The organism is Myxococcus sp. SDU36 (genome assembly GCF_030168875.1).
GTDB lineage: Bacteria > Myxococcota > Myxococcia > Myxococcales > Myxococcaceae > Myxococcus > Myxococcus vastator.
Genome location: NZ_CP077414.1, coordinates 1,157,029 through 1,171,404, shown reverse-complemented (window position 1 = coordinate 1,171,404; position 14,376 = coordinate 1,157,029). Strand labels below are relative to the sequence as shown.

Annotated in this window: 12 protein-coding genes and 1 pseudogene; 8 read left to right on the top strand and 5 right to left on the bottom strand. The window is 67.4% G+C overall.

Translation table 11 applies throughout. The features are described 5' to 3' along the window. Positions 1-167 precede the first annotated feature (167 nt). Positions 168-1,931, bottom strand: a complete 1,764-nt coding sequence (locus tag KGD87_RS04790; protein ID WP_284666346.1) for a HEAT repeat domain-containing protein — start codon at positions 1,929-1,931, stop codon at positions 168-170. Positions 1,932-2,227: 296 nt separating this feature from the next. Then, on the bottom strand, positions 2,228-3,643 hold the full coding sequence (locus KGD87_RS04785) for a hypothetical protein (RefSeq protein WP_284666345.1): 1,416 nt from the start codon (positions 3,641-3,643) through the stop codon (positions 2,228-2,230). Positions 3,644-3,792: 149 nt separating this feature from the next. Between KGD87_RS04785 and KGD87_RS04780 the strand changes: the two genes are divergently transcribed. The 4 genes and pseudogenes from KGD87_RS04780 to KGD87_RS04765 all read left to right on the top strand — a co-directional run bounded on the left by KGD87_RS04780 (position 3,793) and on the right by KGD87_RS04765 (position 7,135). After that, on the top strand, positions 3,793-3,921 hold the full coding sequence (locus KGD87_RS04780; protein ID WP_284666344.1) for a hypothetical protein: 129 nt from the start codon (positions 3,793-3,795) through the stop codon (positions 3,919-3,921). A gap of 104 nt (positions 3,922-4,025) precedes the next feature. Beyond that, positions 4,026-5,168, top strand: a pseudogene (locus KGD87_RS04775) (IS4 family transposase). Between the two features lie 163 nt (positions 5,169-5,331). Beyond that, positions 5,332-6,174, top strand: a complete 843-nt coding sequence (locus tag KGD87_RS04770; RefSeq protein ID WP_284666343.1) for a HEAT repeat domain-containing protein — start codon at positions 5,332-5,334, stop codon at positions 6,172-6,174. 10 nt (positions 6,175-6,184) lie between these two features. Continuing rightward, entirely contained in the window at positions 6,185-7,135 is a 951-nt protein-coding gene (locus KGD87_RS04765; RefSeq protein WP_284666342.1) for a hypothetical protein, read from the top strand. A gap of 87 nt (positions 7,136-7,222) precedes the next feature. Here the strand turns inward: KGD87_RS04765 and KGD87_RS04760 are convergent, their stop codons facing one another. Further along, positions 7,223-8,323, bottom strand: a complete 1,101-nt coding sequence (locus KGD87_RS04760) for a winged helix DNA-binding domain-containing protein (protein ID WP_284666341.1) — start codon at positions 8,321-8,323, stop codon at positions 7,223-7,225. A 138-nt stretch (positions 8,324-8,461) separates the two neighbouring features. Between KGD87_RS04760 and KGD87_RS04755 the strand changes: the two genes are divergently transcribed. After that, on the top strand, positions 8,462-9,553 hold the full coding sequence (locus tag KGD87_RS04755) for a D-TA family PLP-dependent enzyme (protein WP_350102478.1): 1,092 nt from the start codon (positions 8,462-8,464) through the stop codon (positions 9,551-9,553). 10 nt (positions 9,554-9,563) lie between these two features. Here the strand turns inward: KGD87_RS04755 and KGD87_RS04750 are convergent, their stop codons facing one another. Then, complete coding sequence (locus KGD87_RS04750; RefSeq protein WP_284666339.1) at positions 9,564-10,556, bottom strand: hypothetical protein; 993 nt, start codon at positions 10,554-10,556, stop codon at positions 9,564-9,566. Between the two features lie 212 nt (positions 10,557-10,768). On the opposite strand from KGD87_RS04750, the gene KGD87_RS04745 reads away from it, so the two are divergent. After that, positions 10,769-12,091 carry a styrene monooxygenase/indole monooxygenase family protein gene (locus KGD87_RS04745; RefSeq protein ID WP_284666338.1) on the top strand — a complete coding sequence of 441 codons (1,323 nt, stop codon included), beginning with the start codon at positions 10,769-10,771 and terminating at the stop codon, positions 12,089-12,091. A gap of 194 nt (positions 12,092-12,285) precedes the next feature. Beyond that, a complete protein-coding gene (locus KGD87_RS04740) occupies positions 12,286-13,005 on the top strand; it encodes a hypothetical protein (RefSeq protein WP_284666337.1) in 720 nt (239 codons plus the stop codon). A gap of 13 nt (positions 13,006-13,018) precedes the next feature. Here the strand turns inward: KGD87_RS04740 and KGD87_RS04735 are convergent, their stop codons facing one another. Next, a complete protein-coding gene (locus KGD87_RS04735) occupies positions 13,019-14,029 on the bottom strand; it encodes an Lnb N-terminal periplasmic domain-containing protein (protein ID WP_284666336.1) in 1,011 nt (336 codons plus the stop codon). 111 nt (positions 14,030-14,140) lie between these two features. On the opposite strand from KGD87_RS04735, the gene KGD87_RS04730 reads away from it, so the two are divergent. Beyond that, positions 14,141-14,356 (top strand): MbtH family protein, encoded by a 216-nt coding sequence (locus tag KGD87_RS04730; RefSeq protein WP_176418402.1) that lies wholly within the window; start codon positions 14,141-14,143, stop codon positions 14,354-14,356. Positions 14,357-14,376 lie beyond the last annotated feature (20 nt).

Here is a 14,376-nt window from a genome sequence, read left to right as displayed (position 1 = left end):
GCAACGTCAGGTCGCGCGATGTCCACGCCCATCCAGCCCGAGGAGCAGTCGGTGCAGGCTCGGGTGACGCTGACCTTCATCATCGAGTAACCACCGCCCGCACGGCACCGGTACGCCCCGCCCCCCAAGCGCTGTTGGGGACGGGGCCGTCTTCCGCGCCGCGCGCGTCAGGGCTGTGCCCCCGGCGGTGCCAGGAGCGTACCCGCGAACTGCCGGATGTCGGCGTCGGGGTCGTTCTGGCTGACCCAGGCCAGCAATACCCCCGCTTGGGGCTCGCGCGTGCGGCGCTCACCGAGCAGCCGGACGATGTCATTGCGGACGGCGGATTCCCGCTCCGAGCGCAGCGCCTGCCCCATGGCTGGAAACAGCGGCTGCAAGCTCCGGAAGCTGCTGGCGAAGACGGCGCCGCGACGCACGAAGGGGGAGTCATCCCCGAGCAGGCGCTCCGATAGGAGTTGGTCCACGGTGGGGTCCTGGATGAGCCGTAGTGCGCCGACCGCTGCCTCCCGCACAATCCAAGAACTGGAGCGCAGGGCCGCCTGGATGGTGGGTAGGGCGCGTGGGTCCGCCGTGTTCGAGAGCGCCTTGAGCAGGAGTGCCTGCCGGGCCGGGTCCGACTCTGCTCGCAGCAATTGCTCCAGTTCCCGGAGAAGCGTCTCACCCGTTGAATCGCCCAGCTCGTTCATCCGGCGTGCAGCGTTGCCGAGCGCCAGTGTCGCGGTCGTGCGGAGCTCCTCGTCCGGGCTCTGACTCAGGCGCCGGAGTGCATCCGCGCCTTCAGGCGTCGGCGTCTCCGTCGTCCCCAGCCCTGCGATGGCGTCCACCCGAACGGGGGTCGGCAGCATCGCGTCAGAGGAGATCTGCGCCAGGGCCTGTACCGCCTCGGGAGTGCTGGCGGAGGACAGCGACCCGATGAATGGACTGTACACTTCGCGCGAGCGCTCCTGGCGGATGAGCTCGGGTACCTGGGCCGCCGCGCCCGGTTCCAACTGGAAGAGCGCGTTCAACCGCTGCATCAGCTCCGCGGTCACGGGGCCTCGCTGCGCCTCCTCGAGCTTCGGCACCATGCGCAGCGCGCCCGTGAGGCTGGCCAGTGTCCCCCCTGCGAGGACGCGGCGAAGCTGGGCCCGAGGGTCCTGCGGTATCACCGTTTGGACGGAGAACTCGCTGGAAAGAAGGTGGCCTTGGTTGGCGGAGAACGCGCCGACCAGCAGCGGGATGGAGTGCTTCTCGCGCAGGCGTAGGCGGACCTTCGAATCACCGATGGCGGTTGGCAGACCTGGGCCAGGGACGACCTCGACCCGCTCCTCTCCGCGCAGTGTGTCGACCCAGAGCCCCTCATCCAACACGAGGTGCGCACCGCCAGCGACCGTGATGCGCATGCTCCCTGGCAGTGGCCGCAGGCCCTCTGGCGTGGTCACCATTTGGTAGCGCACCTTCTTCTTCTCGAACTCGCGCGCGCCTTCAAGACGCTGATACGACGCCTCGTATCGCCCCGTCGTATCCACCTCCTGGGCGGGCCAGCGCTCCATCGCCTCCGGCGGTGTCACCACCTGGATGGAGGCCACCAGGGAACGAAGAACGTTCTGACTCAGCAAGTCCACCCCCTGCTCCAGGTGCAGCGTCACCGCCGCGCCTTGGGGGTTGAATTGCACATAGAACGGCGACCGGAGCGACTGGAGCATCATGGACCGTGAGCGCTCGTCGAGTGCGCTCTTGCCGTCCGAGTCGAAGGACAGCGCCGAGGGCCGCAGTAGGTATTGGACATAGACGCGGTCGGCTGCCTTCTCCACGACGGTCGCGGAGAGCTGCGCTGTCAGCGCGGAGAGGACCAGCGGCCCCGCGGCCTTCGCTGCAGTCTGGGGCTCTTCGGTCTGCTTCAACTGGATTTGCTGCTCGAACTCCAGGTCATACACGTACTGTTGACCCACCTTCCAGGAGCGCCGCCAGGAAGGAACAGGTGCTCCCTGCTGCTGGGGCAGGGTTCCCGCCGTGGAAAGCGCGCGTGTTTGGGAGGGCTCGATGCCAGGCGCGTCAGGGGGAGGCTGACGATTGGCCCACCATGCACCGGTGGCGCCTGCCAAGGCGACCCCCAGGGACAAACTCACCCATGTCTGACGCTTGACCAAGACAGCTCCTCAACCTGGAAGAGAGACCCGGGGAGGAGAGAGGTCCTCCCCAGGCAAGGTGTGAAAGGGCTCAGCGCAGGCGCGAAGCCCCTATTGTCTCACATCGCGAGTGACGCCAATCCGTCGCATGTGGGGATGTGCCGGACGCTGGTGTCGGTGGTGTCCTGGACGACGCACCCCACGCCGCCGCCTCCTCCTCCTCCTCCTCCGGTGCCGCCTCCTCCCGTGCTACCTCCGCCGCCCGTGGTGGTTCCGCCAGAGATGGTGCCAATGCCCCCCACGGGAACTCCGTTTGCGCAGGCGAGCGTAATTGGATTCTGCGCCGTGGCCGTGAAGAGGTTCTGGGTCCGGCTCTGGCCGCTCCATCTGGCGATGGTCACCGTGCCCCGGATCTTGATGAACAAGAGTTTGATTTTCAGCTTCACCTTGATGTCACCGGCGAGGGCCTTGATGGTGGCGTCCGCGGTCAGCTTCCAGTTCAAGGTAGAGCAGGAAGATGCAACGATTTGAGTGTTGACGGGGAGTTGCGCCTCAATGAGCGTCAGGGTGCCGTCAACCGACAGGCTCGCGACGACGAAATCCACCCCCGCTGAGGCCGTGGCATAAAGCTTCGCGGAGGGAGTCGTGGTCAGCTTCACCGTCGACAGCCCCAGTTCACCGGTGACAGCGATCCCGGTTTCTCCAGTGACAGCCGCTTTCAGCTTCACGGGATAACCCATCACCGTGATGCTCTTCTCTGCCTCGAAGTACTTGCGGGTGAACTTCGGGGCATCATTCACCGGCCCCACGGTTCCGAACTGCTTCTGGTAGGTCAGCCGCCCTTGATAGTCGAAGACTTCGACCAGGCCGAAGACAGGTCCGGACTGCGGGACGACGCCGGTCGCCTTGCCTCTTAGGACGTCATGCCGGATGTTGAAGACACGCGCCCAGACTTTACCTTCACCCACGGCCTGGAACTGTCCGGTCGTGGTTCCGGTAGTCGGGAACGCAGTTAGCGTCGCGCTGAGAGTGTAGCCCGTTCCGAACGTGTTGTTACCGAAGCCAACCTCCTTGACGAAGTTCTTGGTGAAGACTGGCACCACTGTCGTGGATGGGTTGGATTGCGTGCCCGCGGGTTCCGTCGTGTTCGACGCGTCCGGCGTGTTGCCCTCGTCCTTGAAGCCGATGGCGTCTGGGTCCCCTGCTTCGGTGCCGCCGTAGCAGTACCCGTAGCAGTTGGGGTTAATTTCGTAGTTCATCTCCAGTTGGGCTTGCTGGGCCACGACTGGCGTTGGGTAGAAGATGGCGGAGCCGTCATCCAGTTCGAGCCGGTCTTCAATGGCTTGTATTGCCTGGGCAGATTGGGCGAGTGCCAGTGCCGAAAAGCCGAGCGTGGCTCTCAGGAGGGGTTTCATCATTTTGGGGAGTTCCGGAAGAAGGTGCTTCTTGGGTTTGCCCCCCTTGATGCACTGAGCCTGGAAGGAGTTGGCAGTAAAGGGAATGAGAGATATTTCGTTTTCTTTGGTGTTTGTCAATCTGGGTCCGGATTGACGCGGATGGTGGATGAGACATCGGGGCGGGCAATTTCGACTTGGTGCACTTGAGGCAGGGCGTACCCTGCGGGAAACCGCATATGGCGAGGTGATAGCGAATGGGTGTTTGCTGGTTTTCTTGGATGGATGGCATGTGTGGTCGCAGTGCTGGAGAAAAGGGGGCCCTGCCCGCGCAAGGGCCTGAGGACGCGCGGCAGGCGTACCAGGCGCACTCACTGCAGCAGCGGCTGCGCTGGACGGAGGTGGACGTGCGGGCCTGAGCGATCCCCGCATTTAAGCGAGTGGATCGCCAGGCGCCTACCTGACAGCTCCGTGCGAAGCGGAGTGGTGGGGTACAGGAGGAGAGGCCATACTGGTACGCAAGGTGGCCATCAACGAAGAGCAGGTGCGGGCGTTCCTGGAGAACTTGTTTGAGGAGGACCTGCACGCCAAGCGGGTGTTGTCGCTGTCGCATGCGACGTTGGGGGTGGTGCACGCCGCGTCCTTGTCGGTGCACGCCATTGGCCAGGCGCTGGCATGGGCTCGAGGCGGCGTGCAGAAGCACGGCATCAAGCAAGTTGACCGGCTGCTGTCCAACGAGGCAGTGGACGTGTGGAAGCTGGTGGCCTCGTAGGTTCCGTACGTGCTGGCCGAGCGCACCGAGGCGGAGGTGGCGCTGGACTGGATGGACTTCGAGGCCGATGACCACACCACGCTGGTGGCCAGCCTCGTCACCTCGCACGGGCGCACCACGCCCCTGCTGTGGCTGACGCTTCAGAAGAGCGCTTTGGCGGGGAACCGGGCTCACGCGGAGGATGAGCTGCTGCTGCGGTTGAAGGAGTGTGTGCCCGAAGGGGTGAAGGTGACAATACTTGCGGACCGGGGCTTCGCGGACCAGCGGCTGTATGCCTTGTTGGCACAGGCGGGCTTCGAGTACGTGGTGCGCTTTCGCAAGGGCGTGCGGGTGGAGGTGGGAGGGGGCCACCAGCGTCCTGCGGCCGAGTGGATTCCTGCCAGTGGCCATGCCAAGAAACTGACGGACGTGCGCGTCACGGCGGACCGGGCTCCGGTGCCCGCGGTGGTGCTGGTGCACCAGAAGGGCATGAAGGAGCCATGGTGTCTGGCCACCAGTCTGGAGAGCGCCAGCGCGCGCCAGGTGGTGGACCGCTACTCTCAGCGCTTCTCGTGCGAGGAGACGTTCCGTGACGTCAAGGACTTGAGATTCGGGATGGGGCTGTCCACGGTGCGCGTGAAGAGTCCCGAGCGCAGGGACAGGTTGCTGCTGGTGAGCGCCCTGGCCCAGGTGCTGCTGACGCTGCTGGGCGCCGCCGGGGAGAGTCTCGGTATGGAGAAGGGCTTGAAGGCCAACACCGTCAAGACGCGCACCTACTCGCTCTTCCGTCAGGGCTGCATGTATTACCAAGCCATTCCTATGATGAAGGAGGAGCGCCTACGGCCTCTCGTCGAGCGCTTCGCCGAACTCCTTCACGGCCATCGTGTTTTCCAGGAAACGCTCGTTTTCATTTGAGGGGATGGCTCAGGGTCACGGCTGTGTGTCTCCCATCTTGCGCGCAGCGTGTCTCGCTCCCTTGCATCCATGCCGCAGGGGCCGGATTCTGGGAACGGCTGGAGCGGTGTACCCGTCGCGGCGCTCAGGCGGCCGACGCTCGCGGCGGACACAGGTGGACACGATGAGTCATCACAAAGAGGGCGAGGGGAGGAGCACTGAAGCGCTCATCCAAGCTTCACTGGAAGGTGATGAGGAGGATGAGCGCGCCTGGGACGCAATCTGGGCGCTGCGTCGCCGAGGGACGCGTGACGTGCTGGACGCCGCCATCCATCTTCTTCGCGATTCTTCCGCGAAGGCGCGAGGGCGCGGTGCAGCCATTCTTGGCCAGCTCGGGGGCAAGACTCCGACCTTCCCGGCGGAATGTGGCGACGCGCTGCTGGGCCAGCTTCGACGGGAGCAGGAGCCCGCAGTCCTGTTGTCCATCGGCGTCGCGCTGGGACACCTGGGGGAGCCGCGTGCCCTTTCAGGACTCATCACCCTGGCGATGAATCCATCTGACGAGGCACGGTATGGCGCAGCGCATGGACTGGCGGTCCTGGCTGCGCCGGAAGCTGTTGATGCGCTCATCCGGCTTTCGGCCGACGAGGACCGCGACGTTCGGGACTGGGCGACTTTTGGCCTGGGCGCGCTGATGGAGGAGGTCGACACCCCCGAGTTGCGTGATGCGCTCGCGGCGCGGCTCGACGACGAGGACCCTGAAATCTTCGGGGAAGCCCTGGTGGGCCTCGCGCACCGCAAGGACCCACGCGCTGTCGAACCCGTACGCGCGGCGCTTCGTGGCGAGGAGGTCATGGTGTACGCCCTCGAGGCAGCCGCCTCTCTCGGCGACCCGAGCTTCTATCCACTGCTCCTCGCCATTCGCGATTCCCAGACCCCCTCGGATAGCTACTTCGAAAGCGTCCTGAAGGACGTCCTCTCCCAATTCGAGCAGAGAAACAGGTCCCAGGCAGATGAACAGACCTGAACCAAGGAAAATGAAACCCGGTACCACCGACGCACCTGTCGTCGTCTACCATGACCTTGAGAGCTGGGCGGCGATGCTGGTGCTCGACCTGGTGGCGCTTGTTGCCCTCATCGTCGCGCATGTCCTCGATATGGACCTCGCTGTGTTCGGGGTGTTCGCGTACTGCATTCTGGGCAGTTCGGCGGTAATCGCAGTGGTGGGCCGCCGACGCATCGAGATGGACCCCACGGGCATCCGGGTCTATCGGCGCGGCAGACTGCGCTTGCAGCGTTCGCTCTCTTCCTTCTCGCGGCTGAAGCCCCTGTTCGCTGGGACGGTGGCCATCGTCTTCGACGATGGTGCGTGGACCTGGATTCCCTCCGTGAGTCAGGAGGGAACAACCATCTTGGACTTTCTCTCTGCGTCGCGAGAGACGGAGGTCATCCGAGGGCCGACTCGTGGCTCGAATGTGCTTGAGATGCTCGTGACCGCGTTGCGCTTCCCCGCGGGGACGTGTGTCGGCTGTAACCGCGAGGCCACCACCACCGTGGAGTTCTCGGCAAGCTCAGGATGGGACTTCGTCCTGGTCTCCTGGGGTGTCAGCCGCACGCTGCGGGCGCCGGCCTGTGGGAGCTGCCGGTCTCGGCGCAAGTGGCTCTTCCGGGGAGCGTTAACGCTCCCAGCGCTCGCGATGATCTACGTCCTGCCCGGTCCATGGTCGCCTGCGGGGCAACCCGACCCGCTTCGGACCGTCTCCTTCATCGTCGCGGTATCCTCCTTCGTGGTGCTGCGGCGGTGGGGGGATTCCCTGTGCGACTGGTGGATCTTCGGGCTCTGGGGCTTCTCCTTGTCGAGAGATACTTCGCGCGTGCGGTTGCGCGTGCGTGATCCCGGCCTGCGCCACGACATCGCCGGGCTGGCGCGGTCTCCGGGCACGGGCGTGGCCGCCGTTGATGCCGAGGGCACGATGTACGAGCTCTGAGGCCGGAGTCCTTCACGGCGCACGTGTCACGACAGGGCTTCGAGCGCCGGACACGCACTGCTGAAGCCGTTGGCGCTGGACTTCCTGTCAATGCCCTCGAACCTCGAACGTGCGGGCTTCGGGCTCAAGGAAGCGCAGGAGCGCCTCGCCCTCCCTCGCGAGCGCGTCACGGTCCTTTTTCTTCTTGAGCGGCGCGAAGGGCTCAACGACAAGCGCGGCCACCGCGCGCTTGCGCTCCACCGTCCACGTCCCGGCGACGAAGCCGTCCACGAGAAACGTCGCGGGGATGCGCAGGTTCTTGGTGATGAGCCTGGCGCGGTACGCCTCATCCACCAGCCGGGCCCGGTCCTCATGGCCGAGCACCAGGCTGTCGAACTCCGGGAGGAAGCGCGCGGGCGCGGCCGTGTCCTCGTCCGGCCGAGGCGCCTCGGGCAAGTCGAACAGCTCCCTCCCCTTCTCATCGCGGAAGGTGCGCAGCGACGGGCGCAGCGCTTCAAAGGCGGGCTTCAGGCCCTTGAGGCCCGACCACGTCTGGGCATCCGACACCGACGCCGGACCGAAGGCCGCGAGGTAGCGCCGCACCAGCGTGGGCAGGTCCGCCTCGGCTCGCAGGGGCGCCCCCAGCCACGCTTCCGCGACCGCGAAGTCCGTGGTGCCGGGATAGCCCCACTCCGTCTCCGTGGGAACCTGGATGAGCGGCAGGAACATGCGCACCGCGAAGCCCATGGCGCGCTCGTCGCTCTGGGGATGGCGGGCCACCAGGTGGTCGCGGAGCGCCTCGAAGGTGCGCGGGGCCTCCTCGAAGAAGGCGCGCGCCTCCTTGACGAGCGGAGCGACGTCCAGCCCCTTCGCGCGCTCGCGAAGCACCGACGCCACCGAGGCTTCGAGCAGCGGTGTGAAGCTGGCGCGCAGGTTCCGGTAGTCCTTCGCGCTCGCGAGGTGCAGCGTGCCGCGCATCAACGTGGCCCGGACGACCTCCCTGCGCTGAAGCAAAACCTGGAGCGCAGCTCGCTCGAAGCCCTCGACACGCGACCACAGGCCGATGAACGGCGGCTTCGCCTGCTGGGCCTGGAGCGCCAGGAGCCGCTCCACCGCGCCGAGCACGGAGGTCTGCTCACGCGCCAGCAACATCTGCCGCGCCAGCGTCGCGCGGTTGAGGGCCCTGAGGGTCAACGAGGTGTCTGGCATGTGGCCTCTCCCGCGTGGCGAGCAATGGAATGTGCCGCCTCACCTCGCGGGTCGCGGAGGTGTAGCACTTCACGAACGCGAGGCGAACGCCGCCAGAGCCCCTGGAGCCGGGCGCTTCGGGGTGCCACCATGCGAGGCATGGACGTGACCTCGCTGGACATGATGACGACCCCCGCCGCCCTCGTGGACCTGGACCGCGTGGACGCCAACCTGAAGCGAGTGGCCACGTACACCCGCCAGCACGGCCTGCGGTGGCGGCCGCACACGAAGACGCACAAGACGCCGGAGCTGACCGCGCTCCAGCTCGCCGCCGGAGCCCAGGGCGTCACCGTGGCCACCGTGCGCGAAGCCGAGGTCATGGCCGCCGTCTGCGACGACGTGTTGCTCGCCTATCCTCCCGTGGGAGCGGAGCGGCTTGTCCGGCTCATGCGGCTGCCCTCTCTCGTCCGGCTCACCGTGGCCCTGGACTCGGGCGAAGCGCTGGAACTGCTGAGCCGCGAGGCCCGCCGGGCCGGCCGCACCGTGGGCGTGCTGGTGGAGCTGGACCTGGGCATGCGGCGCGTGGGCGTCCAATCCCCCGAGGACGCAGTCGCCCTGGCCCTCGCCGTGACTTACAGCAGTGGTCTGGAGTACCGGGGCATCACCTTCTACGCCGGCCACCTGCGCATGTCCCAGGCGGAGCTGGGCCCGGCGATGCGCGAGCAAGCCGCGCGGCTGGCCACCTACTTGGACACCCTGACGGACGCGGGACTGCGGCCCTCTACCGTGAGTGGTGGCTCCACGCCGACGCTGTGGCGGTCGCATGAGGTCACCGGGCTCACGGAGATTCGCCCGGGCATCAACATCTTCAACGACCGCAACTCCGCGGCGGTGGGCGCATGCCAGTGGGACGAATGCGCGTACTCCGTGCTGGCCACGGTGGTGAGCACCACGGTGCCAGGACAGGCCGTCATCGACGCGGGCTCCAAGGCCCTGGCCAAGGAGGAAGGCTTCGCGGACGCAGGCGGGTACGGCGCCCTGCTCGACATGCCGGACATCCTGGTGCGCGGCCTGTCGGAGGAGCACGGCCTGCTCGACCTCTCCCGCACCTCCTGGCGGCCCCGCGTGGGCGACCGCGTGCGCGTGGTACCCAACCACGCCTGTGCCTCCGTCAACCTGCACGACCGGTTGCACCTGCTGCGCCAGGGCACCTGGGCCGGCACGCACGCCATCACCGCGCGCGGCTGGTGACGCGCGCCGCTCAGTCCACGCGCTGGAGCTCCTTCGACAGCAGCGTCTCCAGTTCACGGATGTTGCGGTAGACAATGCAGCGATAGGACGCGACGTCGAAGCGGAGCTCGTTCACGTCACGAACCAGCAGCAGCGTGGGCCGCCCGCGCCCCCACGCATAGCCGACCTCCAGGTACACGTTCGGATTGGCCAGGGACAGGTCGGCGATCACCACCTTCGCTGTCTCGATGCGCTCGCGGATGCGCTGGATGATGGGGCCATCGAACAACTCCTGGTCCACGCGCTCGCACAGCATGCCCGCGGCCTTCACCGGGCCCTGGATGCCGTAGTGATACGTATCCTCCAGTTCGGCCGCGAAAGGCATGGCCACGAAGGCGTGAGGCTTTGCCATGGACACAGTGCCCGCCGTCGCCAGGGACGGAGCCTGCGTCACGGCTGACATTCGCCGCACCCGGAAGCCACCCTCCGGAAGCGGCTCCACGCCAGGCGTTGCGCTCAAGCCGCGCGTGAAGGCCTTGGCAAGTCTTTGCGCACGGCGAGCGTCCCGCTCCACCACCGTGAAGCGCGTCAGGGATTGAGGCCCGGCGCCACGTTGGAAGGCTTCAACGAGCCCGCCCACGAAGGCGAGCACGGCCTCGTCTTCATCCAAGCCGTAGTTGGGGCCATGGACGGTGCCCGCGACATGCGCGAGGCCCGAGTGGTGCTCCAGCGCCGCCAGCGCACGCACCGCGAACTGACGAATCTCGTGGTAGCCGAACTCTCCCAGACGAACTGTGCCCAGGAAGAGCGCCAGTGGCGCCGTCAGGGACCCCCGCGTCTCCACGAGGCGGCTCGCACCGGGCGCGAGCGTGAGCTGCGCCAAGGGAACCCCCGCCAGCTCCAGGCGCCGGGCCGCTTGACCCGTCGCGCCATAGAGACTCTGTGCGTATTTGAACAGCACCGCGTCCGCGGTGAACTCGGTCAGGTCTCCTACCTTCAACGCCACGTCGAGGAACTGGGCCATTGAGCCCCACTGTAAAGCCTTGCGCTTGCTGTTCCCAACCCGACGTCCACGTCTGCCCATCAGGGCATGACGCAATGCGCCTCCCTTTTTCTCGGCTATCAAGTACGTCCCGTCTGAAGATCTCCGTTTGTGTTGTGTTAAGGAACCACCCCGACCCTTGGGGGGTCCATCCCGACACGGCCATGACGGCGCGGGGCACGGAGGAGAGTCATATGGAGCGCATTGGAATTGTTGGCGCCGGCACCGCGGGACTTCACCTGGGTCTGAAGCTGCTGTCCCACGGCATTCCCGTGACGATCTTCACGGAGCAGGAGCCGAGCCGGCTACGGGGTTCCCGTCTGCTCAACACGGTGGCGCACCATGCCCCCACGCGCATGCGTGAGCGCGTCCTGGGCGTGGACCACTGGAGCGGCCCCAACGCCGACATGTTCTATATCGGCATCCATGTGAACGGCGGCCCTCAGCCGTTCAGCCTCCGGGGCCGCGTGGATTCCCCCTCCATCTTCGTGGATTACCGCCAGTACCAGCCGCGCCTCGCGGAGGACTTCGTCGCGCGCGGCGGCAAGCTGGAGGTGCTCCCCGTGGACGTCGACGTGCTGGAGCGCCTGGCGCGGCAGCACGCGCTGATGGTGGTCGCCACCGGACGCAATGGCCTGACCCGCCTGTTCCCCCGCGTGCCCGAGCTGTCGCCGCACACGCAGCCGCCGCGCATGCTCTTCGCCGCGCTGCTCAAGGGCGTGCGGATGCAGGAGCCCATCGGGATGAACGCCCACCTGATTCCCGGTCAGGGCGAAATCTTCGAGTCCCAGGTCGTCACCGCGAGCGGGCGCGTGCCCAGCGTGCTCATCGAGGCGCTGCCCGGCAGCGAGCTGGCCCGGCTCAGCACGCAGCGCTACGACGAAGACCCGCGCGCCTTCGAGGCGATGCTGATGGACTTCCTGCGCCGCTTCGCCCCCGCCACCTACGAGCGCGTGGACCCGGCGAGCTTCGGCGTGCTCGGGCCACTCGACTACCTCCAGGGTTCCTTCACGCCGACGGTGCGCCAGGGATGGGCGCCTCTTTCGGGTGGCCGCTTCGTCCTGGCGGTGGGCGACACGCACGTGACGAACGACCCCGTCGCGGGCCAGGGCGCCAACGCGGGGTCCGCCTCCGCGTTCGCGCTGGCGGAGCACATCGTCACCGCGCTGGCGGAGAGCAGGCCCTTCGACGCGGCCTTCTGTCGCGAGGCCGAAGCCGGTTCGTGGGCCGCCACCGCGCCGGCGACGCATTGGACCAACGCGCTGCTCCAGCCGCCGCCTCCGCACGTGATTGAGCTGCTGGCGGCTGGAAGCAAGGACGTCCGAGTCGCGGATGCCATCGCCACCGCCTTCGTGACGCCCGAGCTCATCCTCTCCGCATGTGCCAGCCCGGAGAGCACCGCGGCGTTCATCGCGCGGCAACGCCCCCTCGCCCGCGAGGCCGCGCCTCCGCCCAGCCCCCTGGCGTGGCACCCGCCTCCCGAGGAGCCCAAGGCGCCTGTGTCGTTGACCCGCTGAGCACCGTTGAAGTCGTCGCGACGAGGCGACGCGAGCAGGCCGCCTCGTCGCGCGACCGTGCCTCCACACAGGTGCCCCGCCGGCTGATGCGCGGAGCGGCGTGGACGGTCGACGCCCGGCTGGAGGACAGCCAACACCCTCCCCGCCTTCAGGGCCCGCGCAATCGCCGGGCCGGATGGGCATATGAACGGCATATGACCGAGCCGAAGCCCCGTCCTCCCGAGAACGAGCTGCCCCCCGTTTTGGGCCGCGTGGCCTTTCTCGCCGTCGTGTCCGGCCTGACGCCGCTCATCCCCGTTCCCTTCCTGGATGACTACGCACTCCGGCAGGCCCGCGAGAGCATGGTCCTCACCATCCTCTCCGAGCACGGCCTCCCCAGGCCGGCTCGGGCGGTGGAGGTCCTCGCCGGCTCCCACCTCGGCCGGACGGCGGGCGGGCGCCTGATGAGCTCCCTGAAGGCCCTGGCGCTCTTCCCGGTGCGCAAGGTGTTCCGCAAGCTCTTCTTCGTCTTGTGGGTGAAGGACTGCGTGGACGTGGCGTCGTCAGCGCTGCATCACGGCTACCTGCTCAACCATGCCCTGGACCGTGGCGACCTGAAGCCCGAGGACCTGGAGGGCCCGCTGCCCGGGAAGCTTCACGACGCCATCGTCGCCGCCTGCTCGGAGCTGGACCCGCGCCCCGTCAACCAGGCCCTGCGCCGGCTCTTCTCGGGCAGCCGCCTGCTCATGGCCGAGGCCACCCGCGCCTTCTTCAGCTCCGGTGCCCCGGGCCCCCGCACGCCCGAGCCGGGTGAGAGCGCCGAGGTGAAGACCTTGACGGAGCGCCTCATCGCCGCGCTCTGGGAGGAGCGCGGCTACTTCGCCTCGCTGCAGCAGCACTACGACACGCACCTGAAGGCGCGCCCCGCCCCGTGAGGGGCCTGGCGTGTCACTGCACGGTGCCGGCGGTGGTGGCGGCCAGCGGCTCGCGGATGCGCCGCGAGAAGTCCGGGCGCCCATCCGCCGCCTGCGCGCGTGCGTTGATGTGGTGGCGCTTGCGCACCTGCTCCAGCGGCGCGTCCCGGTCGATGAGCTCCAGCTCATACGCCAGGGCGTCCGAGAACGCCGGCAGCAAGGTGCGGTGGTCGTAGGGCACCTGGCTCTGGCTCACCTTCTCCAGGTGCCGCACCAGGTTGGTGGTGCAGTTGTTGGTGAGCGTGTCGTAGAACTCCGGCTTGTCGTGCAGCGCGTTCATCCGCGCCACCATGTCGAGGAAGAAGCTGACGATGCGCTCCTTCGACGCATCCACCGGGTAGAGGTAGACGTCATCCTTGCGGTGGTTGGAGCGCAGCTGCACCAGGTCCCGCTCATCCCCCACGACGTAGGTGAGCTCGAACTGGCGGAACAGGCCGCCCAGCGCGGAGAACGTCTCCCCCTTCTCGCGGCGGACCTCCACGGAGAAGACGAGGTAGCGCCCATCCGCGAAGCCGAAGCTCACCATGGTGTGGGCCGCGCCCCAGACACCGGAGAAGGGCTCCACGATGAACCACGCCCCCGTGAGCTCCCGCGTGTCGTACGTGGCCGAGTACCACGACGCGTCCCAGTCCGACGGGGTGCGGTAGCGGAAGTCCCGGACGTCATGCAACGTCACACGGGGGCCCTCCACCACCGCCCGGGCGGAGCGCGCCAGGTCCGGCGCCCAGTCCGCCTGCGTCGCGGGCCGCACCGTCTGGGTCCACCCCCAGATGGACACACACCCGACGCCGATGACGGACACGGCGGCCCACTGTGAATGGCGCCGCCAGGCCACCCCCGCGCCCGCCGCGAGCAGCACCGCCCCCAGCGCCCGCGGAACGTGCGCGCCCTCGGGGCCCGCCCCCGTCAACGCCAGGGCCAGGGCGGCCCAGGTGACGCCCAGCGCGAGGAGCAGCGCGGTGATGGCACGGAAGACACTTTGCATGGCCGGTGAGTATATGCGGGCTTCAGACGCCGACCGAACCCACGCCTCCCGTGTCTTGACCCTTTTTCCTGGATTGTGGCCAGAATGCGGCCCGTTCCAGGAGAGACATCAATGGCGGATGAGCGAGAGGACACGACCATCTACAAGGTCGTGGTGAACCACGAGGAGCAGTACTCCATCTGGCCGGCCGACCGAGAGAACGCGCTCGGCTGGAAGGACGCGGGCAAGCAGGGGCTCAAGGCCGAGTGCCTGGAGTACATCAAGGAGGTCTGGACGGACATGCGTCCGCTGAGCCTCCGCAAGAAGATGGAAGAGCTGAAGTCGTAGTCGCGGCGCCGCCCGTGCGC

Bases quoted from the DNA above. Each gene is read 5' to 3' on its own strand.
- KGD87_RS04780 (WP_284666344.1), top strand. From the start codon at position 3,793: ATGTGTGGTCGCAGTGCTGGAGAAAAGGGGGCCCTGCCCGCGCAAGGG.
- KGD87_RS04770 (WP_284666343.1), top strand. From the start codon at position 5,332: ATGAGTCATCACAAAGAGGGCGAGGGGAGGAGCACTGAAGCGCTCATC.
- KGD87_RS04765 (WP_284666342.1), top strand. From the start codon at position 6,185: ATGAAACCCGGTACCACCGACGCACCTGTCGTCGTCTACCATGACCTT.
- KGD87_RS04760 (WP_284666341.1), bottom strand. From the start codon at position 8,323: ATGCCAGACACCTCGTTGACCCTCAGGGCCCTCAACCGCGCGACGCTG.
- KGD87_RS04755 (WP_350102478.1), top strand. From the start codon at position 8,462: ATGGACGTGACCTCGCTGGACATGATGACGACCCCCGCCGCCCTCGTG.
- KGD87_RS04750 (WP_284666339.1), bottom strand. From the start codon at position 10,556: ATGGCCCAGTTCCTCGACGTGGCGTTGAAGGTAGGAGACCTGACCGAG.
- KGD87_RS04745 (WP_284666338.1), top strand. From the start codon at position 10,769: ATGGAGCGCATTGGAATTGTTGGCGCCGGCACCGCGGGACTTCACCTG.
- KGD87_RS04740 (WP_284666337.1), top strand. From the start codon at position 12,286: ATGACCGAGCCGAAGCCCCGTCCTCCCGAGAACGAGCTGCCCCCCGTT.
- KGD87_RS04735 (WP_284666336.1), bottom strand. From the start codon at position 14,029: ATGCAAAGTGTCTTCCGTGCCATCACCGCGCTGCTCCTCGCGCTGGGC.
- KGD87_RS04730 (WP_176418402.1), top strand. From the start codon at position 14,141: ATGGCGGATGAGCGAGAGGACACGACCATCTACAAGGTCGTGGTGAAC.